The following is a 20,979-nucleotide window of genomic DNA, read 5'->3' on the forward strand; positions in this document are numbered from 1 at the left end:
ACTTCGAGGAGATGCCATTCGGTGGCCCCGCGGATGCGGGGCGCCCTCCGTCGTCTCGGTCCGAGGGAGCTCAGACGTCGCGGCGGTGCCGTCCGCCGGTGGTCTCCCCGGTCTCGGCGGCCGTCGCGGCCCGGCGCTCCTCCTCGGCCTTCTCCGCCGCCTCCATCTCCGCGAAGACGTCGATCGGCGCCGGGGCCTTCGCCAGGAACACCCAGGTCAGCCAGACGGCCAGCAGGAACGGCGGGATCTTCAGGGCGACCAGCACCCAGCCCAGCTGGGTGGTGTCGGCCCACCAGTACAGCGGGAAGAGGATCGCGCACTTGGCGAGCAGGATCAGGCCCCAGGCGTAGCTGGCCTTGGAGTACGCCTTCTTGCGGCCGGGGTTGCGGGTGCGCCAGGAGAGGTTCTCCTTGAACACCGGCCCGAGGATCAGCCCGATCAGGGGGACGCCGCACAGCGTCGTGATGATGTAGGCGAGGGCGAGGCCCAGCGTGTAGAGCATGCCGGGCAGGTAGAAGTCCTTGGCGTTGCCCGTCATCATCGCGAAGACGACACCGAAGGCCACACCGAAGACACCGCTGAACGCGTGCTTGACCGTGTCCCGGGTCACCAGGCGCACCACGACCAGCACGACGGACACCGCGAGGGCGGCGATGGCCGCCATGTGCAGGTTCTTGTTGATCGTGTAGATCGTGACGAAGAGCAGGCCCGGCAGGACCGTCTCGATCATGCCGCGCATGCCGCCGAAGGCCTCGAACAGCGCGGCCTCCGTCACCGCGCGGGAGTCGTGCCCGGCGTCTGCGGTGGTGTCTTCGGTCGGCTTGTCGAGCGACGTCACCGGCTACTCCCGTCCGAGGGGTCTCAGTTCGTATTTCGGGTTGAACAGCACCCGGCGGCCCCGGCTCATGGCGATCCTGCCGGAGGCGATCAGCCGGCGCCCGGGCTCTATGCCGACTATGGAGCGCCTGCCGAGCCACACCACGTCCAGCGCGGCCGTGCCGTCGAACAGCTCGGCCTCCAAGGCCGGGACTCCGGCGCGCGGCCGCAGGGTGACCGTGCGCAAGGTACCAGTAACCGTCACGATCTGGCGGTCCCGGCAGTCACCGATCTTGGTGCATCCGGCGGTCTCGGCGTCCTCACGCAGCTCCTCGGACTCCAGGTCCTCCTGCGACGAGGAGAGCCGGTCGAGCATGCGCCGGAACCGGCCCACCGCCTTTTCCGAACGAGGAACAGCAGTCATGTCTTGAAGCGTACCGGGCCTCACTTCTCGAACCGATAGCCCATCCCCGGCTCGGTGACGAAGTGCTTCGGGTGGGAGGGGTCCGCCTCGAGCTTTCTGCGCAGCTGGGCCATGTACACCCGCAGATAGTTGGTCTCCGTCCCGTAGGACGGGCCCCAGACCTCCTGGAGCAGCTGTTTCTGGCTGACGAGCCGGCCGGTGCTGCGGACCAGCACTTCGAGGAGATGCCATTCGGTGGGCGTGAGGCGTACGTCCCGCCCGCCGCGGTTGACCTTCTTCGCGGCGAGGTCGACGGTGAACTCGTCGGTCTCCACGATCACGTCGTCCTCGCCGCCCCCGGTGGGCTCGGCCCGGCGGACGGCGGCCCGCAGCCGGGCCAGCAGCTCGTCCATGCCGAAGGGCTTGGTGACGTAGTCGTCGGCGCCCGCGTCCAGCGCCTCGACCTTCTCGTCGGAGGAGTGCCGGGCGGACAGCACCAGGATCGGCACCCGGGTCCAGCCGCGCAGACCGCGGATCACCTCCACGCCGTCCATGTCGGGCAGCCCGAGGTCGAGGACGACGACGTCGGGGTGCCGGGCGGCGGCGAGGGCGAGGGCGGTGGCCCCGTCGTGGGCCGCGTCGACCTCGTAGTGGCGGGCCTTGAGGTTGATCACGAGGGCGCGCACGATCTGCGGCTCGTCGTCCACCACGAGTACCCGGGTCATGCGGTCTGCCTTTCGGGTCGTACGTCGGGGCGGACGGGGCCGGGCCCCGCTCCGGCGGCCCGCAGGGTGAGAACCATGGTGAGACCGCCGCCAGGGGTGTCCTCCACGCCCAGGGTGCCGTTCATGGCCTCGGCGAAACCTCGGGCGACCGCGAGGCCCAGACCGACCCCGGCGCCGCGCGGGGCGTCGCCGTACCGCTGGAAGGGCTCGAAGATGCGCTCCTTGGCCGCGTCCGGGACTCCGGGCCCGCGGTCGACCACCCGGACCTCCACCCGGTCCGCCAGGGCGCTGGCGGCCACCAGGACCCTGCCGTCACGGGGGCTGTACTTGACGGCGTTCTCGACGAGGTTGGCCACCGAGCGCTCCAGCAGGCCGGGGTCGACGGCGACCATCGGGAGCGTCTCCGGCACGTCCAGGTCGACGCTGCCCTCGGGCACCCCGCCGAGCGCCATCGGCACCACCTCGTCGAGGTCGATCTCCCTGATCAGCGGGGTGACCGTGCCGGTCTGGAGCCGGGACATGTCCAGCAGGTTCCCGACGAGGTGGTCCAGCCGGTCGGCGCCCTCCTCGATGCCGGCCAGCAGCTCGGCCTCGTCCTCGGGCGACCAGGCCACGTCGTCGGAACGCAGCGAGGACACCGCCGCCTTGATGCCGGCGAGGGGGGTGCGCAGATCGTGGCTGACGGCCGCCAGGAGCGCCGTGCGGATGCGGTTGCCCTCGGCGAGCTCCTTGGCCTGGTCGGCCTCACGCTGGAGCCGCTGGCGGTCCAGGACGACCGCGGACTGCGCGGCGAAGGCGGCCAGGACGCGCCGGTCCTCGGCAGGCAGCACCCGGCCGGTCAGGGCGAGCGCCATGTGGTCGCCGACGGGGACGTCGACGTCGGCGTCCTCGGGCCGGCTCAGGGCCGGTCCCGCGCCGGCGCGGCCCGCACAGGTCCAGGGGGCCACGTCGTCCTCCCGTTCGAGCAGCGCCGCGGACTCCATGCCGAAGGTCTCCCGGACCCGTTCCAGCAGCTCCTCGAGGCCGGTCTCGCCGCGCAGCACGCTGCCGGCGAGGAACGACAGGATCTCCGACTCGGCCCGCAGCCGGGCCGCCTGGTGGGTGCGGCGGGCCGCGAGGTCGACCACGGAGGCGACCGCGACCGCCACGCACACGAAGATCAGCAGGGCGAGCAGGTTCTTGGGGTCGGCGATCGAGATGCGGTGCAGCGGCGGGGTGAAGAACCAGTTGAGCAGCAGGGAGCCGACGGCGGCGGAGGCGAGCGCCGGACAGAGCCCGCCGATCAGGGCCGCCGCGACCGTCAGGGTCAGGAACAGCAGCATGTCGTTGGCGAGGCCGAGCTCGACGTCGACGTTCGACAGCAGCATGGTGAGCAGCACCGGCCCGCCGATCGCGGCGAGCCAGCCCCACACGGTCCGCCACCGGCCCAGGCGGGCGCCCCGCGCGACGGGCAGCCCGCGGCCCTTGGCGACCTCGTCGTGCGTGACGATGTGCACGTCGAGGTCGGGTCCTGACTCCCGGGCGACCGTGGCGCCCACGCCGGGCCCGAGGACGTACTGCCAGGTCTTGCGGCGGGACGAGCCGAGGACTATCTGCGTGGCGTTGACGCCGCGCGCGAAGGCCAGGAGCGCCGCGGGGACGTCGTCGCCGACGACGTGGTGGAAGGTGCCGCCGAGATCCTCCACGAGGGTCCGCTGGAGTGCCAGCTCCTTGGGCGAGCCGGAGGTGAGGCCGTCGCTGCGGGCGACGTAGACGGCCAGCACCTCGCCGCCGGCCCCCTTCTCCGCCAGCCGCACCGCGCGCCGGACCAGGGTGCGCCCCTCGGGGCCGCCGGTGAGTCCGACGACGATCCGCTCCCGGGACCCCCAGATCGCCGACACGTGGTGCTCGGCGCGGTACTGCTGCAGATGGGCGTCGACCCGGTCGGCCACCCACAGCAGGGCGAGCTCGCGCAGCGCGGTGAGGTTGCCGGGGCGGAAGTAGTTGGACAGGGCCGCGTCGACCTTGTCGGGCCGGTAGATGTTGCCGTGCGCCATGCGCCGCCGCAGCGCCTCGGGCGACATGTCGACGAGTTCGATCTGGTCGGCGCGGCGCACCACCTCGTCCGGCACGGTCTCCTGCTGCCGTACCCCGGTGATGGACTCCACGACGTCGCCCAGGGACTCCAGGTGCTGGATGTTGACCGTCGAGATGACGTCGATGCCGGCCGCGAGGAGTTCCTCGACGTCCTGCCAGCGCTTGGTGTTGCGGGAGCCGGGGATGTTGGTGTGGGCCAGTTCGTCCACGAGGGCCACCTCGGGGCGGCGGGCGAGGACGGCGTCGACGTCCATCTCCGTGAAGGTGCCGCCCCGGTACTCCAGCCGCCGGCGCTCCACCTGCTCCAGGCCGTGCAGCAGGACCTCGGTGCGGGGCCGGCCGTGGTGCTCCACGACGGCGACGACGCAGTCCGTGCCCCGCTCGACGCGGCGGTGCGCTTCGGCGAGCATGGCGTAGGTCTTGCCGACGCCAGGTGCCGCACCGAGGTGGATCCGAAGCCTGCCGCGTCCCATGGTCCTCATTGTGTTCCGGTCGAAGGTGCCTGCGCAGCGTCGACCCTACGACCCGCAATCGCGACAAAGGGGACCGGGTGAGACGGCGGCGGCGTCTTTGACGCAACCCTGACGCCACCGCCGTCACCCGTGGGGGGTGGTCAGGCCGGGTTGTCTCCGTGGGTGAGGGTCTCCCAGGCGACGAAGAGGTTGTTGGTGCCGGAGGGGCGGTTGCGCTGGTTCAGCGTCTCGGTGTTGGTCATGGCGTGGCCGAGGCGGTTGGCCAGGGCGTTGTGCCCGACCTCGGTGACGGGGCCGAGCCCGAGGTGGAGCGAGCCGCCGCACAGCCAGCTCGGCACGGCGGCGCCGAGCTCGTACTTGGCCTGGAAGCCGAGCGCGTGCCGCAGCCGCTCGCCGACGTCGGTGCCGTAGAGGTCCTGGCCCTGGATGCGGCTGGTCTCGGCGACGTGGGAGATCGCGGAGACGCCGTATCCGGTGTGGGTGAGGTCGCGGCAGGTCTCCTGGGTGAGACCGGTGACGAAGGTGCCCTGCCCCTGCCAGTAGTCGACGATCTTCTGGCGGGTGTCCAGGTTCTGGCCGGGCACCGTCTTCGGCAGATCGCCGTCGGAGGCCAGGTAGACGTACGCGGCGGTGCGGGTGCGGAACTTCGCCATGGCCTTGTCGTAGGAGGCCTTGTCCTCCAGGAAGACGGAGATGCCGACGGCGGCCTCCATCATCGACAGCTCCCAGTTCCCGTTGGAGTTGGAGCCGTTGATGATCTCGGGCAGGTAGACGGTGCGCAGCATCGTGGCGAAGCGGCCGGAGTTCGCCCAGCCCCCGCCGTAGGTGTACTTGATGATCTCGGCGGCCCTGGGCCAGGAGGAGCCGGCCCAGCCGGTCTGGAGGGGCGCGTTGCTGTTCGTGTGGTCCCTGATCACCGCGGACCAGGCGTCCATGAGCTCGATGGCCTTGCGGGCGTGCCGTTCGTCGCGGGTGATGTACCAGGCGACGGCCTGGGTGTAGGCGGCGATGGCGTCCTCGCGCTCGTCGGTGCAGCCGTTGTTGGGGTTCGAGTACGAGCCGCACTCGACGACGGCACGGGGCTTGGGGGCGCGGTTCAGGTCCGCGTACCTGCTCGCCATCATCCGGTCGAAGGCGCCCTTCCAGGGCTGGGCGCCGGCCTGGACCTGGGAGCGGGCGAAGTCCAACTGGGCCTTGGAGACGGTGACTCCGGGGTGGGCGAAGGTCGTGGGGGCGGCGCCGGCGGGCCGGACGAGGGCGGCGGCGAGCAGGGCGGCGGCGACGGCGAGGAGAGCGGTTCTGCGCATGCGTGGGGGGCCTTCCGTTCTCGTATGTGAACGTCAAGCGCCTTTATGAACAGGCGCGCTGAGCCGAGACGGTAGGTACAGACCAATGAGGCGTCAAGGGTTCACGCATGGGAAAGGGCCGCACCCGGCGGGGTACGGCCCTGGATCGATCCACGGCTCAGCGGACCTCGGTGATCTCCGGTCCGCGCTGGAGCTGGCCCATGCCGCCGGAGAAGCGCGAACCCGCCTCCTCCTGCTGGACCCCTTCGGGGACCATCTGCGCGTCGTCGGGCAGCTTGAGGACGATCGGGTCGCGCGGGGCCATCGGGCCCTCACCACGGACGACGACCGTGTCCCGGAAGATCTGCTCGAGCAGGCCGGCCGCCTGCGGCTGCACCGCGCCCTGGCCCGAGATCACCCCGCGCAGGAACCAGCGGGGGCCGTCCACACCGACGAACCGCACGACCTGGAAACCACCCGTGCCGTCCGGCAGCTGCACCGGCACCTGGGCCCGCAGCTCCCAGCCGAGCGGACCCTCGACCTCGTCGACGATGCCACCCTGCTGGGTGATGCCCGAGCCGATCTCCTCGCGCACCTCGCCCCAGATGCCCTCGCGCTTGGGGGCGGCGAAGGCCTGCAGCTGGATGGCGCTGTCGCCCAGCACGACGGTCGCCGCGACGATGGCGTCGCCCGCGACCTCCACCCGCAGCTCCATGCCGTCGACACCCGGTACGAACAGGCCGCCCAGGTCCACCCGGCCCTCGCCGGGGTCCCTCACCTCGGAGCTGTCCCACGGCCCGTCGGGACGCGGTCCCGGCTCGAGCCGTACGCGCTCGCGCGTGCCGTCGTCGTCCGCCTCAGTGTCGATGTCGACGACCTGCTCGGGCTCGCCGGCCGCGTCCTCGGCGGCACCCTTCTTCTTGCGACGTCCGAACACGTCACTGTCCTTCCCGGTCGGATACGACCGAAGCGTATCGATTCCCACCCGTAGCGCCGCCAACGGCGGCCCCATCGCCTGTATCGCTTGTGGCGCTTTCGCCGCCCACCTCGGCATGACCGCCGGTGGACCCGAAGCCCCCCTCGGCCCGTGCCGAATCGGGAAGCTCCGCCACCTCCCGGAAGCGAACCCTCTCGACCTGCTGGACAACCAGTTGGGCAATCCGGTCGAAGCGCTCGAACCGCACGGACTCGCGCGGGTCGAGATTCACCACGATCACCTTGATCTCCCCACGGTACCCGGCATCAACCGTCCCCGGGGCATTCACGAGGGCGACACCGAGGCGGGCGGCGAGCCCGGAGCGGGGGTGCACGAACGCCGCATACCCCTCGGGCAGGGCGATGGACACCCCGGTGGGCAGCACGGCCCGCTCCCCCGGCTCCAGCTCGCGGCTCTCCGTGGTCCGCAGGTCGGCGCCCGCGTCCCCGGGGTGCGCATACGCCGGGAGCGGCACGTCCGGATCGACGCGCCGGATGAGGACGTCCAGGGGAGCACGGCTCACGGGTTCACCTCGAAGGCGCGGGCCCGGCGCACCTGGTCCGGGTCGTCCATCGCGGCCCGGATCTCCTCCGGGCGCCCGTTGTCGATGAAGTGGTCGACCTTGACCTCCACGAAGAGGGCGTCGGCGCGGACCGCCACGGGGCCGTCGGGCCCGCCGATCCGCCCGGTGGCGGTGGAGTAGATCTTGCGGCCGGCGACCGCCGTCACCTCGGCCTCCAGATGCAGGACCGTGCCGACCGGGACGGGCCGCACGAAGTCGGTCTCCAGGCGCCCGGTCACCGCGATCGTGCGCAGCAGCCAGTTCAGCGAGCCGAGGGTCTCGTCGAGGGCGGTGGCGAGCACGCCGCCGTGCGCGAGGCCGGGGGCGCCCTGGTGGGCGGGCTGCACGGTGAACTCGGCGGTGATGCTGACGCCGTCCCCGGCCCGTGCCTCCAGGTGCAGTCCGTGAGGCTGCTCGCCGCCGCAGCCGAAACACTCGCCGTAGTGCGGGCCCAGGAGTTCGCCGGGCGCGGGCGCCTCCGGGTGCCGGACGGGTTTCACGGCGCCGGCCGGAGGCTGAAGAGCTGGGGAAGTACCTCTCACGAGCGCAGACCTTACCCGCGCGTCGGCCGAGTCCCGACACCGTGCCAAGCTTGGATCCATGCAGCTCTCCGCCACCCCGTACGAAGAACGTCTCACCGCCCCGCGCTCCTGGTGGCTGGTCTCGTTCCTGGTGGGGCTCTCGCTGGCCCTGATCCTGCTGCCGTTCGGCACCCTGCCGATGCTGGCCGGCCTGGTCGGCGGCACCGCCGCGGCGGCGGTCGTCGCCAGCTCCTACGGCTCGGCCCGCATCCGTGTGGTGGGCGACTCGCTGATCGCGGGCGACGCGCGGATCCCGGTTCGGGCACTGGGCGAGGCGCAGATCCTGGACCGCGAGGAGGCGCGCGCCTGGCGGACGTACAAGGCCGACACCCGCGCCTTCCTGCTGCTGCGGGCCTACATCCCGACGGCCCTGCGCGTGGAGGTCACCGACCCCGAGGACCCGACGCCGTACCTGTACCTGTCGACGCGGGAGCCGGAGCGGCTGGCGGACGCGATCCGGGCGGCCCGGGCCGCGGTCTAGATTTTGCCTCCGGCAGGGCGGAACTTTGACCGGCCGGGGACGGGCCCGGCCGCAGCGGGGTCTCAGCCTCCGCCGCCCAGCCCCTTGTGGCCGTGCCCGGGCAGGATCTCGTCCAGGTCCAGGGGCTCCGCCGGGCGCTCCAGCGGCGGCAGCTGCGGCAGGTCCTCCCAGGGCACCTGCACCTTGCGCAGGTCGGCGCGGACGCGCGCCGCGAGTTTCCTGGTGTCCCGGCGGTTCATGACCGCGCCCACGGCGGCGCCGACCATGAAGGGCATCAGGTTCGGCAGGTTGCGCACCATGCGCTTCATGATCTGCTGACGCAGTTCGCGTTTCATCTGCCCGCCCAGCGCCGCGTTGATCGTGACGGGCTTGAGGGGGTCGATGCCGCGTTCCTCGGTCCACGAGGACAGATAGGCGGTGCTGCGCTCGCGGAGGTTTCCGGGCGGGCGTACGCCGTACACCTCGTGCAGTTCGGCGATCAGCTTCAGCTCGATCGCGGCCACGCCGGTGATCTCGGCGGCCAGTTCGGTGGGCATCGCGGGCGGTACCGGGAGCATCGCCGCGGCGCCGACGCCCGCCCCGACCGTGGAACTGGCGTTCGCGGCGCCCGTCACGAGCTTGTCCGCGATCTGCTCCGGGCCGAGGTTCGGGAACTGGCGGCGCAGCGTCGCGAGGTCGCGTACGGGGATGCGCGGGGCGTACTCGATGAGGCGGTCGGCGAGGTAGCCGAGGCCGGCTCTGGCGTGGCTGCCGCTCTTGCGGACGCCTTGCGCGGCCCTCTCCCGCATCACCGCCGCCCGGCGCCGGGTGGCGGGAGCCCGCACCGGGGCGGGCACGGCCACGGCGGACGCCGGATCGAGCGAGGCTCCCTCGTCGGGTGAGCCCCGCTCGCCGTCACGCGCGCCGTGCGGGCCGTCGGACGGCCCGGGGTCCGCTCCCCGCAGGAAGCGGCGCTTCCGAGGAGGGGTCGAGCCGGTCATGCCCGACCCGTCCTCAGTCGCAGTCGCGGCAGATCGGCTGGCCGTTCTTCTCGCGGGCCAGCTGGCTGCGGTGGTGCACCAGGAAGCAGCTCATGCAGGTGAACTCGTCCTGCTGCTTGGGCAGCACCCGGACGGCCAGCTCCTCGTTCGAGAGGTCCGCGCCGGGCAGCTCCAGGCCTTCTGCGGCCTCGAACTCGTCGACGTCCACTGCGGAGGTCGACTTGTCGTTACGCCTGGCCTTGAGCTCTTCCAGGCTGTCCGAATCGACGTCGTCGTCGGTCTTGCGTGGGGTGTCGTAATCCGTTGCCATGTCGCTCTCCCCCTCTGGGTGTCTGTGGTGTCTCCAGCGCACTAACGCGTGAGAGGCCGGACTTGTGCCCGACCTGAGGCGGAGATTTTGCCTCACATCAAGGTCTGTTACTCAATCGACACCCAACCGGACTCCTCAAGAGTGATCGGCTTGGATGGCGAACGGGACCGTACACGGTCCGAATGCCGCAGATCAAAGGCATCTCACCGTGTACTTCCCGTGATCAGGACCCCTGAAAACCCGGATTTTCCCGGCTTTCCGACCGGTCACACGATCACGGACAGTAGATGGCCGGAAAACCGGCCTTGTGATCGATCACACACGAGTTCCCTTCTGGGGCGGAGTGAAAATTCCGCGCAAAGCGAACAAGCCCTCGGAGTGCCGTGTGTCGGGCTGTGTCGGTGCACATGCTCTCAGACCGGGAACGTCACCCGCATCAGGAGACCACCTCCCTCGCGCGGCTCCGCCGCGATGTGCCCGCCGTGGGCCCGGGCCACGGACCGCACGATGGACAGTCCGAGCCCCACACCCTTGTCGCTGCCGGTGCGCTCGGTGCGCAGCCGCCGGAAGGGCTCGAAGAGGTTGTCGATCTCGTACGCCGGCACCACCGGACCCGTGTTCGTCACGACGAGCACCGCCTGCCCGTGCCGGACGTCGGTGGTGACCTCCACCCAGCCGCCCTCCGGCACGTTGTACCGGACGGCGTTCTGCACCAGGTTCAGCGCGATCCGCTCCAGCAGCACGCCGTTCCCCTGGATGACCGCGGGTTTCTGCTCGCCCTGGATCGTCACGCCCTTGGCCTCGGCCTCCGCGCGGACCTGGTCGACGGCCTGCTCGGCCACCTCCGCGAGGTCCACCGGCTTGCGCTCGATGATCTGGTTGTCGCTGCGGGCGAGCAGCAGCAGGCCCTCCACGAGCTGTTCGCTGCGCTCGTTGGTGGCCAGCAGCGTCTTGCCGAGCTGCTGGAGCTCCACGGGAGCGCCCGGATCGGAGAGGTGGACCTCCAGCAGGGTCCGGTTGATCGCGAGCGGGGTGCGCAGCTCGTGCGAGGCGTTGCCGACGAAGCGCTGCTGGGCCGTGAAGGCCCGCTGGAGCCTCTCCAGCATCTCGTCGAAGGTGTCGGCCAGCTCCTTGAGCTCGTCGTCCGGTCCGTCCAGCTCGATACGGCGGGACAGGTCCGAGCCGGCCACCGCGCGCGCGGTGCGGGTGATCCGGCCGAGCGGCGAGAGCACACGGCCGGCCATGGCGTAGCCGAACGCGAAGGCGATCACGGCGAGGCCGAGCAGGGCCAGCAGCGAGCGGCTGAGGAGGTTGTCCAGGGCGGCCTTGCGCTCGTGGTCCATGCACGCGCTGATCGCGTCGTTGAACTCGGCCAGCGACAGGTCGCTGGTGGCGATCCCCGGGCAGTTGTTGCTGGTGACCTTGAGGCTCTGGAACTGGACGATCTTGAACAGCGGTTCGTTGCCCGAGCGCAGCGCCTGGGCGGCCAGCAGATAGATGATCGACAGCAGCAGGATGCCGGCGATCAGGAACATGCCGCCGTACAGCAGGGTGAGCCGTATGCGGATCGTCGGGCGCAGCCACGGGAAGGGCTGGTCCGGCTTGCGCGGCTCCCAGGTCGGTTTGGGCGGCGTGGCGGGCGGTGCGGGTGTCGCTGCCATCGCCGGTCAGATCCGGTAGCCGGAGCCGGGCACGGTGACGATCACCGGCGGCTCACCGAGCTTGCGGCGCAGGGTCATGACGGTCACCCGCACCACGTTCGTGAACGGGTCGGTGTTCTCGTCCCACGCCTTCTCCAGCAGTTGCTCGGCGGAGACGACGGCTCCCTCGCTGCGCATCAGCACCTCCAGGACGGCGAACTCCTTCGGGGCGAGCTGCACCTCCTTGCCTTCGCGGAAGACCTCGCGGCGGTTGGGGTCCAGCTTGATGCCGGCGCGCTCCAGGACGGGCGGCAGCGGCACGCTGGTGCGGCGGCCGAGGGCCCGGACGCGCGCGATCAGCTCGCTGAAGGCGAAGGGCTTGGGAAGGTAGTCGTCGGCGCCGATCTCCAGGCCCTCGACCCGGTCGCTGACGTCGCCGGAGGCCGTGAGCATCAGCACGCGCGTGGGCATGCCGAGTTCGACGATCTTGCGGCAGACGTCGTCGCCGTGCACCAGGGGGAGGTCGCGGTCGAGGACGACCACGTCGTAGTCGTTGACGCCGATGCGCTCCAGGGCGGCCGCACCGTCGTACACGACGTCGACGGCCATGGCCTCCCGGCGCAGTCCGGTGGCCACCGCATCGGCGAGCAGTTGCTCGTCCTCGACGACGAGTACGCGCACGTCGCTTGTCCTTCCTGTGTCCACCCGCGTAGCGCGCCAAGGCGCGCGCGGGCAGGGGTGTGGTCGGGTCCGTGGGCCTCCATCCTGCCCTTTTCGGCCATAAGTCGGCGGTAAGACGGGTGAGAGGGCCGGTGACGGGCGGGAATCCCGGGGAACGGGCCGCAGGCCCAGGAATGCCGATTATTTCGCGCGGGTTCAGGTTTCCGAAGAAGACGGCGGGGGGAGGACGGCAGGTACACCCCGCGATCACGCTCTGCTTGTGCCGCACCACGTGCGGTACGGGATGATCCGCTTCCGCAGAGTGGTGGTGGGTGTCCGGCACCGTCGCCGCCCGGCTCGGGCAGCGCTGGGCATCTACTGGAGACGTGATCGCCCCTTCCGACGGCACACCCCCGTGCCACCGACCCACGACCCAGGACGAGGGGGCGCAGCATGGACGCTTTCACCGCAGGACTTCTGCAGCGCATAAAGGCGACCGAGTCCGACCTGACGCGGGCTCGCGACGAGGGCGACGACTTCCTCGTCGAGGTTGAGCAGGGCGAGCTCGACGACCTGCGCCGCCTCGCGGCCGAGCATGGCGTGGAGGTCGGCGCGACCGCCGTCTGACCGCCTCAGCACGCACGAGGGCCCCGGTGAATCCAGCACCGGGGCCCTCGTGTGCGTGGGGACCGGCGCATCAGTCGTGCCAGGCGCCGAAGTCCTCCAGGAGTCGCTGGAGGGGTTCGAAGACGCCGGGGGTGGCCGCCACCGTCAGCTCGCGTGAGGGGCGCTCACCGGGACGGCCACCGGTCACCGCGCCCGCCTCCCGGGCGATGAGGTCGCCCGCCGCGACGTCCCAGGCGTTCAGCCCGCGCTCGTAGTAGCCGTCCAGGCGGCCCGCCGCGAGGTCGCACAGGTCGATCGCGGCCGAGCCCGAGCGCCGGATGTCCCGCAGCAGCGGGATCAGCCGCCGGGCCACCTCGGCCTGGTGGGCGCGGACCTCGCTCACGTAGTTGAAGCCGGTCGACACCAGGGCCTGGTCGAGGGGGGCCGTGGGACGGCAGGTGAGCCGGCGCTCGCCCTCCCACGGGCCGGTCGCCCACGCTCCCCCGCCGCGCACCGCGTGATAGGTCTCGCCGCGCATGGGCGCCGCGACCACCCCGGCGACCGTCTCGCCGTCCTGCTCGGCGGCGATGGAGACCGACCAGGTCGGCAGGCCGTAGAGGTAGTTGACCGTGCCGTCCAGGGGGTCGATCACCCAGCGGATCCCGCTGGTGCCCTCGGTGGCGGCGCCCTCCTCGCCGAGGAAGCCGTCCTGCGGGCGGCGGCCGGAGATCACGTCGGTGATCAGCTTCTCCGCCGCGATGTCCATCTCGGTGACCACGTCGATCGGGCTGGACTTGGTCGCCGCGACGGCGAGGTCGGCCGGGCGCCCGTCACGCAGCAGGTCACCGGCGCGGCGGGCGGCCTCGCGGGCCAGGGCGAGCAGATCCGAGGGCTGGGCGTCGCTCACGGGGCTCCTCATGCGTAGGGGCTGTCGGCACCGGCCGCCGCGGGCCTGGGGGCGCGGGCCGGGCAGCAGCCGACCGGGCACAGCTGGTGGCTCGGGCCGAGGGCGCCGAGGGCGCAGGGCCTGACGTCCTCGGCCCGCTCGACGGCGGCCCGCTCCAGGACGAGGTCACGGACGGCGGCGGCGAAGCGCGGGTCGTCGCCGACGGTGGCCGAGCGCCGCATCGGCAGTCCCAGCGCCTCCGCCTTGGCCTTGGCCTCCGTGTCGAGGTCGTAGAGGACCTCCATGTGGTCGGAGACGAAGCCGATGGGCGCGATCACGACCGCGGGGACGCCGGCCGCGTGCCGCTCCTCCAGGTGGTCGCAGATGTCGGGCTCCAGCCACGGGATGTGCGGGGCGCCGGAGCGGGACTGGTAGACGAGCTGCCAGGGGTGGTCACGGCCGGTGCGCTCGCGGACCGCCTCGGCGATCGTGCGGGCCGCGTCCAGGTGCTGGGTGACGTACGCGCCCCCGTCGCCGTGGGCCTCGACCGGGCCGGAGGTGTCCGCCGCGGAGAGCGGGATCGAGTGGGTCGAGAAGGCGATGTGGGCGCCCTCCCGGACCTCCTCGGGCAGGTCGGCGAGGGAGGCGACCACACCGTCGATCATGGGCTCCAGGAAGCCGGGGTGGTTGAAGTAGTGCCGCAGCTTGTCGATCCGCGGGAGCTCCAGGCCCTCCGTCTCCAGCGCGGCCAGGGCGTCGGCGAGATTCTCGCGGTACTGGCGGCAGCCCGAGTAGGAGGCGTAGGCGCTGGTGGTGAGGACCAGGATGCGGCGGCGGCCGTCGGCGGCCATCTCGCGCAGGGTGTCCGTCAGGTACGGGGCCCAGTTGCGGTTGCCCCAGTAGACCGGCAGGTCCAGTCCGTGGTCGGCGAAGTCCTTGCGCAGGGCGGTCAGCAGGGCGCGGTTCTGGGCGTTGATGGGGCTCACGCCGCCGAAGCCGAAGTAGTGCTCGCCGACCTCCTTCAGGCGTTCCCTGGGGATGCCCCGGCCACGGGTGACGTTCTCCAGGAACGGGATCACGTCGTCCGGGCCCTCGGGGCCGCCGAAGGAGAGCAGGAGCAGGGCGTCGTAGGGGCTGGCATCACGCGGATCTGGCATGGGTCGATCCTGTCACCCGGTACGGACAACCGGGCAGCCGACCGGGTTCCCGGCTGTGCCGGACGGGTGGGTTAGGGTCACCTGACTCGTACGCTGTTCCGGCCGTCCGTACAGCTCATCGAGGCTTTCCGTCCGTCGAGCCGCCCTTGTCCGCCGCTCCCCCCTGCCCGGAGTCCGCCGTGCCCAGCCCTTACCGCGCCCTGTTCGCCGCCCCCGGCAGCAAGCGCTTCACCACCGCGGGCCTCCTCGGGCGGATGCCGCTGTCGATGATGGGCATCGGCGTGGTCACGATGGTGTCGCAGCTCACCGGGCGCTACGGCCTGGCCGGCGCCCTGTCGGCGACCATCGCGCTCTCCGCCGCCGTGGCCGGCCCCCAGGTCTCCCGGCTGGTCGACCGGTACGGGCAGCGGCGGGTGCTGCGCCCGGCCACGCTGCTCTCGCTCGCCGCGGCGGCCCTGCTGCTGCTCGCGGCCCATTTCGCGTGGCCGGACCAGGTGCTGTTCGCGGCCTGCGTCGGCATCGGCTGCGTGCCCAGCGTCGGGGCGATGGTCCGGGCCCGCTGGGCCGCGGTCTACGGAGGGACGGAGAAGCTGCACACCGCGTACTCGTTCGAGTCGGTGATCGACGAGGTGTGCTTCATCTTCGGGCCGATCATCTCCATCGGGCTGTCCACGGCGTGGTTCCCGGAGGCCGGGCCGCTGCTGGCCGGCTGCTTCCTGGCCGTCGGCGTCTTCTGGCTGACCGCGCAGCGGGCCACCGAGCCCGCTCCGCACCCCCGGGAGCGCGAGGGCGGCCGCACCGCCCTCGCCGCGCCGGGACTGCAGGTGCTCGTGGGCACGTTCGTGGCGACGGGCGCGGTCTTCGGCGCCGTCGACGTGGTCACCGTCGCCTTCGCCGAGGAGCAGGGGCACAAGGCCGCGGCGAGCGTGGTGCTCGCGCTGTACGCGGCCGGTTCCTGCGCGGCGGGTCTGGTCTTCGGGCTGCTGCGCTTCACGGGGGCGCCCGAACCTCGCTGGTTGCTGGGCATATGCGCGATGGCCGTGAGTATGATCCCCCTCCTACTGGTCGGGAACCTGCCGTTTCTGGCCGTGGCGCTGTTCGTCGCCGGCATGGCCGTCGCTCCCACGATGATCACCACCATGTCACTGATCGAGCAGCACGTACCACGCGCGCAACTGACCGAGGGCATGACCTGGGTGAGCACGGGGCTCGCGGTCGGGGTCGCGCTCGGCTCGTCCGTGGCCGGCTGGGTGATCGACGCCGCCGGAGCGGACGCCGGGTACGTGGTCCCGGCGGTGTCCGGGGCCGCCGCGGTCGCGGTCGGTTTCCTGGGGTACCGCCGGCTCAGCAGGCCGGCGCCACGTCGGGGAGGCACCGTTGGGCAGCACGGCGAGCGCGAAGAACGGCACGTGGCGTAACTGGGGCGGCAACGTGGCGGCGCGCCCCGCGCGGGAGGTCGCTCCGGCGTCGGTGGAGGAGCTGGTCGAGGCGATACGCCGGGCCGCCGAGGACGGCCTGAAGGTGAAGGCGGTCGGCAGCGGCCACTCCTTCACGTCCATCGCGGCCACCGACGGCGTGCTGGTGCGCCCGCGGCTGCTGACCGGCATCCGGAGGATCGACCGGGAGGCCATGACGGTCACGGTGGAAGCCGGCACCCCCTTGAAGCGGCTCAACATGGCGCTGGCGCGCGAGGGGCTGTCCCTCACCAACATGGGCGACATCATGGAGCAGACGGTCTCCGGCGCCACCAGCACCGGAACCCACGGCACCGGCCGCGAGTCAGGGTCGATCGCGGCCCAGATCAGGGGCCTGGAGCTGGTCACGGCGGACGGCTCGGTCCTCAGCTGCTCCGCGCGGGAGAACCCGGAGGTCTTCGCGGCGGCCCGGATCGGCCTGGGCGCGCTCGGGGTCGTCACCGCGATCACGTTCGCGGTGGAGCCGATATTCCTGCTCCAGGCCCGCGAGGAACCGATGCCGTTCGGCCGGGTGCTCGCCGAGTTCGACGAACTCTGGGCCGAGAACGAGCACTTCGAGTTCTACTGGTTCCCCCACACCGGCAACACCAACACCAAGCGCAACAACCGCAGCGCGGGCCCCGAGCAGCCGGTGTCCCGGCTGAAGGGCTGGTTCGAGGACGAGTTCCTCTCCAACGGCGTCTTCCAGGTCGCCCAGTGGGCGGGCCGCGCGGCACCCGCCGCGATCCCGTCGATCGCCCGGATCTCCAGCACGGCCCTGTCGGCGCGGACGTACACGGACGTCCCCTACAAGGTCTTCACATCGCCGCGCCGGGTCCGCTTCGTGGAGATGGAGTACGCCGTCCCGCGCGCGGCCGTCGTGGACACGCTGCGCGAACTGAAGGCCATGGTCGACGGGTCGGGGCTCCGGATCAGCTTCCCCGTCGAGGTGCGCACGGCCCCCGCCGACGACATCACGCTCTCCACCGCGTCCGGCCGCGACAGCGCGTACATCGCGGTCCACATGGCCAAGGGCACCCCGTACCAGCGGTACTTCACCGCCGCCGAGCGCATCTTCACCGGACACGAGGGGCGTCCGCACTGGGGCAAGGTGCACACGCGGGACGCCGACTACTTCGCGAAGGTCTACCCGCGCTTCGGCGAGTTCACCGCACTGCGGGACCGGCTGGACCCCGGCCGCCTCTTCCAGAACGACTACCTGCGACGGGTTTTGGGGGCCTGACCGGGGGCAACCACACCACCGGAAACCATTCGCTCCGTTTCTGCGCATCGCGTGAAGTACGCCACGTCCAAGATCTTCGAACTGCTCAACGGACGGCCGAGTCACGCTTCTTGCCAGAACTTGGGCGGCGTGCCAATCCACGCACGTGGCCCAAATGGAGTACTGTTGCGAACCCTGGGTCCGGTCTCCCGCCTGGGCGTCCGTGGCCTTCAAGGACCGCCGGGAGGGGGCTAGTTGCACAGGGTGACGGAGTTGGTCACTTAGCGTTGCGAATAGGTAACCGTGCCATAACGGCGATCCAGGGCCCACGCCCGACACGCCGGGCAACTCGGCAAGGTTGTGGCAGGCTGCACCCGGGCAGGCCACACTCGACTAGCGGAAGCAGCGACGCACGTGACGTCGGCAGGCACCACCCGGGAGGTCCCCATGCCCGAACTGCGTGTCGTGGCCGTCTCCAATGACGGCACACGGCTGGTGCTGAAGGCTGCCGACGCGACGGAGTACACCCTTCCGATCGACGAACGCCTGCGCGCCGCCGTGCGCGGCGACCGTCCCCGCCTCGGCCAGATCGAGATCGAGGTGGAGAGCCATCTCCGCCCCCGCGACATCCAGGCGCGTATACGAGCCGGTGCGACCGCGGAAGAGGTCGCCCAGCTCGCCGGCATCCCCGTCGACCGTGTGCGGCGCTTCGAGGGCCCCGTGCTCGCCGAGCGCGCCTTCATGGCCGAGCGCGCCCGCAAGACGCCCGTCCGCCGCCCCGGTGAGAACGCGGCGGGGCCCCAGCTCGGCGAGGCCGTCCAGGAGCGGCTGCTGCTGCGCGGCGCCGACAAGGACACCGTGCAGTGGGACTCCTGGCGCCGCGACGACGGCACCTGGGAAGTGCTGCTGGTCTACATGGTGGCGGGCGAACCGCACTCGGCGAGCTGGACGTACGACCCGCCCCGGCGGCTCGTCCAGGCCGTCGACGACGAGGCGCGCTCGCTGATCGGCGAGTCCGACGACCTCACCGCGCCCGAGCCGAGCTTCCCGTTCGTGCCGCGGATCGCCCGGCTGCCGCGTGAGCGTCCGGAGCGTTCGCTGGAGCGCGCGCTGGAGCGGCCGAGCCTGCCCGCGCAGGTGTCCGAGCCGGCCGAGGAGATGACGGAGGAGCGGGACTCGCTCACCAGCCTGCTGGAGGCGGTGCCGAGCTTCCGCGGCGACCTGGTGGTCCCGGAGCGGCCCACCGAGCCCGACCCGGAGGAGCCCGCGCTCGAGCCGGCCGCCGAGGAGCCCCCGGCGCCCGCCGCGTCGGCCGGGTCCGCGTACGCGGACGTCCTCATGCCGCGTTCCGTCGGCAGCCACCGCGACCGGCTCATCGGTGCCACGGACCGTCAGGCCGAGGCGGACGGTGTCCGCCCGGGCCGCCGGGCCGCCGTGCCGAGCTGGGACGAGATCGTGTTCGGCACGCGCAGGAAGAAGCAGGAGTAGCGAGCGGACCCGTTCGCTCGTCGAACGCCCGTGAGCGAGGGCCGCGTCGGACCGACGCGGCCCTCGCTCATGCCGGAGCGGCCTGCCGCTACCGCGGGTCCGGTCCGACGGCCACCGGTCGCGTGGGGTCGGCCGACCACTCCGACCACGAACCCACGTACAGGGCCGCGGGAACGCCGGCCACCGCGAGCGCCAGCGCCTCGTGGGCCGCCGACACGCCCGAGCCGCAGTACACACCGACCTCCGTGCCCTCGACGGCGCCCAGCTCCCTGAAACGGGCGGCGAGTTCACCGGCGGGCAGGAACCGGCCGTCCGGGCCGACGTTGTCGTTCGTCGGGGCGGACACGGCACCCGGGATGTGCCCCCCGACCGGGTCGATCGGCTCGACCTCGCCGCGGTACCGCTCCCCCGCCCGCGCGTCCAGCAGCAGACCCGACCGCGCGAGCGCTTCGGCGCCGTCCGCGTCGAGCAGCCCCGTCGCCGACGGCACCGGCTCGAAGTCGCCCTCCGCCGGCGTCGGTACGGCCGTCTCCAGCGGCCCCTGCCAGGCCGTCAGCCCGCCGTCCAGGACCCGCACGTCGGGGTGCCCCGTCCAGCGCAGGAGCCACCAGGCGCGGGCCGCCCCCCAGCCCTGCCCGCCGTCGTACACCACCACGGGACGCGTCGAGGACACACCCGCCCGCCGCATAGCCCTGCCGAATTCGGCCAGGTCCGGCAGTGGATGACGCCCGCGCGGGCCGGGCTCGGACGCCAACTCCCGGTCCAGGTCGACGTAGACCGCACCGGGGATGTGCCCGGAGGCGTGCGCGGCTCGGCCGTCGAACGGCGGTTCACCGGACGCCGTGGGGAGCGTCAACTGCCAGCGGACGTCGAGCAGCACCGGCGGGTCGTCGCCCGCCAGGGCGGTGGCCAGTTCTGATGCAGAGATGATGGCGTTCATGGTCCCCATCCTCGCGCACAGGGTGGCCGCGACGGCTCACGCCGGTTAATCTGCCCGCCGGACAGGCCCGATCACGAGGCGTACGGGATCGGGCACAAGCTGTACAGCCGATCGACATCCGTCGTCCCCCGCACGGGAATGGGCGGTATCAGCGCACCGGGCACCCTCGAGCGCCGGCCGCCGTGCGGCGGCGCGCCCGCGACAGGCGCGGCCAGGGTGGTGCGAGCATCGGCTCGGGGGTCCGGACACCGGAAGCGACACGGCCGGCGCCAGCGGCCGAGGAGAGAGTGACGATGACCGAGGCACGGGGGTCGGCCGGCCCGAACGGCGCGAGGCACACCCGGCACACGCCCGGCACACCCTGCTGGGTGAGCCTGATGGTGCACGCGCTGGACGCCACCCAGGAGTTCTACGGAGCGTTGTTCGGCTGGGAGTTCCAGCCCGGTCCCCGGCAACTCGGTTCCTACGTGCGCGCATTACTCGACGGGCGCGAAGTGGCCGGAATCGGCCAGTTGCCGCCCGACCGTCATCTCCCCGTCGCCTGGACCCCGTACCTCGCCTCGCCCGACGTCGACGCGACCGCCGAGACGGTACGGCTGTGCGGCGGCACGGTCGGGGTGGGGCCACTGGACGCCGACGAAGCCGGCCGTATGGCGATCTGCTCCGACCCCGCCGGCGCCGTCTTCGGCATCTGGCAGGCCGCCGCCCACCTCGGCACGGCCGTCTCCGGTGTGCCCGGCGCCCCCGCCTGGAACGAACTGCGGACCTTCGAGTCCGAGAACATCGCCAAGTTCTACGCCACGGTGTTCGGTTACGAGGAGGAGCCGACCCGAGCCGACGGGCTCGACCACGTCACCCTGCGCGTCGAAGGCCGCCCCGTCGCGGACATCCACGGCGTCGGCACCGCGCTCCCCCGGGACCGGGGCCCTCACTGGCTGACGTACTTCACCGTGCCCGACACCGACGCGGCGGTGGACCGGGTCGTCACGCTCGGGGGGCAGTCGCTGATCGCGTCCCACGACACCGCGCACGGCCGGGTCGCCACGGTGGCCGACCCGGAGGGGGCACGGTTCGCGCTGGTGGGGAAGGCGGGACGTCTCGGCGGAGCCCCTTGAAGCGGGCGTCGAGCCGGTAGCGGGACTGTAAGGCACCTGGTACGCGGCGAACAGGGCGTTGGTGACGACGGACCAGCCGGCGACCCAGACGGCGGCCCACGGCCGGTCGGCCACCGGCCTGGAGACGGCGAACAGAGCGACG

General features: G+C 71.9%; 21 protein-coding genes. 6 read left to right on the forward strand and 15 right to left on the reverse strand.

The genetic code is table 11. The annotated features are described in order from the left end of the window. Positions 1–70 precede the first annotated feature (70 nt). From ACFRAC_RS17120 to ACFRAC_RS17155, 8 genes are all read right to left on the reverse strand, one after another. Complete coding sequence (locus tag ACFRAC_RS17120; RefSeq protein ID WP_382924697.1) at positions 71–838, reverse strand: DUF3159 domain-containing protein; 768 nt, start codon at positions 836–838, stop codon at positions 71–73. Positions 839–841: 3 nt separating this feature from the next. Then, positions 842–1,240 carry an OB-fold nucleic acid binding domain-containing protein gene (locus tag ACFRAC_RS17125; protein ID WP_361346528.1) on the reverse strand — a complete coding sequence of 133 codons (399 nt, stop codon included), beginning with the start codon at positions 1,238–1,240 and terminating at the stop codon, positions 842–844. A 20-nt stretch (positions 1,241–1,260) separates the two neighbouring features. Then, entirely contained in the window at positions 1,261–1,944 is a 684-nt protein-coding gene (locus ACFRAC_RS17130; protein ID WP_361346525.1) for a response regulator, read from the reverse strand. Beyond that, on the reverse strand, positions 1,941–4,493 hold the full coding sequence (locus ACFRAC_RS17135) for a DUF4118 domain-containing protein (protein WP_382924698.1): 2,553 nt from the start codon (positions 4,491–4,493) through the stop codon (positions 1,941–1,943). The genes ACFRAC_RS17130 and ACFRAC_RS17135 overlap by 4 nt, the downstream gene beginning before the upstream one ends. A gap of 140 nt (positions 4,494–4,633) precedes the next feature. Continuing rightward, positions 4,634–5,800 carry an alginate lyase family protein gene (locus tag ACFRAC_RS17140; RefSeq protein ID WP_382924699.1) on the reverse strand — a complete coding sequence of 389 codons (1,167 nt, stop codon included), beginning with the start codon at positions 5,798–5,800 and terminating at the stop codon, positions 4,634–4,636. Between the two features lie 157 nt (positions 5,801–5,957). Next, positions 5,958–6,716 (reverse strand): DUF3710 domain-containing protein, encoded by a 759-nt coding sequence (locus tag ACFRAC_RS17145; RefSeq protein WP_382924700.1) that lies wholly within the window; start codon positions 6,714–6,716, stop codon positions 5,958–5,960. A gap of 1 nt (position 6,717) precedes the next feature. Then, positions 6,718–7,278: a dUTP diphosphatase gene (dut, locus tag ACFRAC_RS17150; RefSeq protein WP_382924701.1), complete on the reverse strand. Its 561-nt coding sequence runs from the start codon at positions 7,276–7,278 to the stop codon at positions 6,718–6,720. After that, positions 7,275–7,859, reverse strand: coding sequence for a PaaI family thioesterase (locus tag ACFRAC_RS17155; RefSeq protein ID WP_382924702.1), 585 nt, complete (start codon positions 7,857–7,859; stop codon positions 7,275–7,277). Before ACFRAC_RS17155 ends, dut begins: the two co-directional genes overlap by 4 nt. Before the next feature lie 58 nt (positions 7,860–7,917). On the opposite strand from ACFRAC_RS17155, the gene ACFRAC_RS17160 reads away from it, so the two are divergent. After that, the gene (locus tag ACFRAC_RS17160) at positions 7,918–8,379 is read left to right on the forward strand and encodes a DUF3093 domain-containing protein (protein ID WP_382924703.1); all 462 of its coding nucleotides are present in this window, start codon (positions 7,918–7,920) and stop codon (positions 8,377–8,379) included. 62 nt (positions 8,380–8,441) lie between these two features. Here ACFRAC_RS17160 and ACFRAC_RS17165 read toward each other — a convergent pair whose 3' ends face one another. The 4 genes from ACFRAC_RS17165 to ACFRAC_RS17180 form a co-directional block, all read right to left on the reverse strand. After that, a complete protein-coding gene (locus ACFRAC_RS17165) occupies positions 8,442–9,359 on the reverse strand; it encodes a hypothetical protein (RefSeq protein ID WP_382924704.1) in 918 nt (305 codons plus the stop codon). 13 nt (positions 9,360–9,372) lie between these two features. After that, the gene (locus tag ACFRAC_RS17170) at positions 9,373–9,669 is read right to left on the reverse strand and encodes a DUF4193 domain-containing protein (RefSeq protein ID WP_005481602.1); all 297 of its coding nucleotides are present in this window, start codon (positions 9,667–9,669) and stop codon (positions 9,373–9,375) included. Positions 9,670–10,082: 413 nt separating this feature from the next. Next, positions 10,083–11,330 (reverse strand): sensor histidine kinase, encoded by a 1,248-nt coding sequence (locus ACFRAC_RS17175; RefSeq protein WP_382924705.1) that lies wholly within the window; start codon positions 11,328–11,330, stop codon positions 10,083–10,085. Positions 11,331–11,336: 6 nt separating this feature from the next. Continuing rightward, positions 11,337–11,990, reverse strand: a complete 654-nt coding sequence (locus ACFRAC_RS17180; protein ID WP_055494404.1) for a response regulator transcription factor — start codon at positions 11,988–11,990, stop codon at positions 11,337–11,339. A 432-nt stretch (positions 11,991–12,422) separates the two neighbouring features. On the opposite strand from ACFRAC_RS17180, the gene ACFRAC_RS17185 reads away from it, so the two are divergent. Next, positions 12,423–12,596: a hypothetical protein gene (locus ACFRAC_RS17185; protein ID WP_164492381.1), complete on the forward strand. Its 174-nt coding sequence runs from the start codon at positions 12,423–12,425 to the stop codon at positions 12,594–12,596. 70 nt (positions 12,597–12,666) lie between these two features. Here ACFRAC_RS17185 and ACFRAC_RS17190 read toward each other — a convergent pair whose 3' ends face one another. Next, positions 12,667–13,494 carry an inositol monophosphatase family protein gene (locus ACFRAC_RS17190; protein ID WP_382924706.1) on the reverse strand — a complete coding sequence of 276 codons (828 nt, stop codon included), beginning with the start codon at positions 13,492–13,494 and terminating at the stop codon, positions 12,667–12,669. Next, positions 13,491–14,618, reverse strand: a complete 1,128-nt coding sequence (locus ACFRAC_RS17195) for a ferrochelatase (RefSeq protein WP_382924707.1) — start codon at positions 14,616–14,618, stop codon at positions 13,491–13,493. Before ACFRAC_RS17195 ends, ACFRAC_RS17190 begins: the two co-directional genes overlap by 4 nt. 179 nt (positions 14,619–14,797) lie before the next feature. Here ACFRAC_RS17195 and ACFRAC_RS17200 point away from each other — a divergent pair, with 179 nt between their 5' ends. From ACFRAC_RS17200 to sepH, 3 genes are all read left to right on the forward strand, one after another. Then, positions 14,798–16,036, forward strand: coding sequence for an MFS transporter (locus ACFRAC_RS17200; RefSeq protein WP_382924708.1), 1,239 nt, complete (start codon positions 14,798–14,800; stop codon positions 16,034–16,036). Then, entirely contained in the window at positions 15,996–17,315 is a 1,320-nt protein-coding gene (locus ACFRAC_RS17205) for a D-arabinono-1,4-lactone oxidase (RefSeq protein WP_382924709.1), read from the forward strand. The genes ACFRAC_RS17200 and ACFRAC_RS17205 overlap by 41 nt, the downstream gene beginning before the upstream one ends. 426 nt (positions 17,316–17,741) lie before the next feature. Continuing rightward, complete coding sequence (gene sepH / locus ACFRAC_RS17210) at positions 17,742–18,782, forward strand: septation protein SepH (protein WP_382924710.1); 1,041 nt, start codon at positions 17,742–17,744, stop codon at positions 18,780–18,782. Positions 18,783–18,870: 88 nt separating this feature from the next. Here the strand turns inward: sepH and ACFRAC_RS17215 are convergent, their stop codons facing one another. Then, a complete protein-coding gene (locus tag ACFRAC_RS17215; RefSeq protein ID WP_382924711.1) occupies positions 18,871–19,722 on the reverse strand; it encodes a sulfurtransferase in 852 nt (283 codons plus the stop codon). A 293-nt stretch (positions 19,723–20,015) separates the two neighbouring features. Here ACFRAC_RS17215 and ACFRAC_RS17220 point away from each other — a divergent pair, with 293 nt between their 5' ends. Then, positions 20,016–20,837, forward strand: coding sequence for a VOC family protein (locus tag ACFRAC_RS17220; RefSeq protein WP_382924712.1), 822 nt, complete (start codon positions 20,016–20,018; stop codon positions 20,835–20,837). Positions 20,838–20,979: the final 142 nt, after the last annotated feature.

The sequence above is a fragment of the Streptomyces sp. NPDC056628 genome (genome assembly GCF_042792555.1).
Taxonomy (GTDB): domain Bacteria; phylum Actinomycetota; class Actinomycetes; order Streptomycetales; family Streptomycetaceae; genus Streptomyces.

What these genes read in the sequence shown, in the direction of transcription:
- ACFRAC_RS17125 (WP_361346528.1), bottom strand. Translation starts at nt 1,240, where the DNA reads ATGACTGCTGTTCCTCGTTCGGAAAAGGCGGTGGGCCGGTTCCGGCGC.
- ACFRAC_RS17130 (WP_361346525.1), bottom strand. Translation starts at nt 1,944, where the DNA reads ATGACCCGGGTACTCGTGGTGGACGACGAGCCGCAGATCGTGCGCGCC.
- ACFRAC_RS17135 (WP_382924698.1), bottom strand. Translation starts at nt 4,493, where the DNA reads ATGGGACGCGGCAGGCTTCGGATCCACCTCGGTGCGGCACCTGGCGTC.
- ACFRAC_RS17140 (WP_382924699.1), bottom strand. Translation starts at nt 5,800, where the DNA reads ATGCGCAGAACCGCTCTCCTCGCCGTCGCCGCCGCCCTGCTCGCCGCC.
- ACFRAC_RS17160 (WP_382924703.1), top strand. Translation starts at nt 7,918, where the DNA reads ATGCAGCTCTCCGCCACCCCGTACGAAGAACGTCTCACCGCCCCGCGC.
- ACFRAC_RS17165 (WP_382924704.1), bottom strand. Translation starts at nt 9,359, where the DNA reads ATGACCGGCTCGACCCCTCCTCGGAAGCGCCGCTTCCTGCGGGGAGCG.
- ACFRAC_RS17170 (WP_005481602.1), bottom strand. Translation starts at nt 9,669, where the DNA reads ATGGCAACGGATTACGACACCCCACGCAAGACCGACGACGACGTCGAT.
- ACFRAC_RS17175 (WP_382924705.1), bottom strand. Translation starts at nt 11,330, where the DNA reads ATGGCAGCGACACCCGCACCGCCCGCCACGCCGCCCAAACCGACCTGG.
- ACFRAC_RS17185 (WP_164492381.1), top strand. Translation starts at nt 12,423, where the DNA reads ATGGACGCTTTCACCGCAGGACTTCTGCAGCGCATAAAGGCGACCGAG.
- ACFRAC_RS17190 (WP_382924706.1), bottom strand. Translation starts at nt 13,494, where the DNA reads ATGAGGAGCCCCGTGAGCGACGCCCAGCCCTCGGATCTGCTCGCCCTG.
- ACFRAC_RS17195 (WP_382924707.1), bottom strand. Translation starts at nt 14,618, where the DNA reads ATGCCAGATCCGCGTGATGCCAGCCCCTACGACGCCCTGCTCCTGCTC.
- sepH (WP_382924710.1), top strand. Translation starts at nt 17,742, where the DNA reads ATGCCCGAACTGCGTGTCGTGGCCGTCTCCAATGACGGCACACGGCTG.
- ACFRAC_RS17215 (WP_382924711.1), bottom strand. Translation starts at nt 19,722, where the DNA reads ATGAACGCCATCATCTCTGCATCAGAACTGGCCACCGCCCTGGCGGGC.
- ACFRAC_RS17220 (WP_382924712.1), top strand. Translation starts at nt 20,016, where the DNA reads ATGACCGAGGCACGGGGGTCGGCCGGCCCGAACGGCGCGAGGCACACC.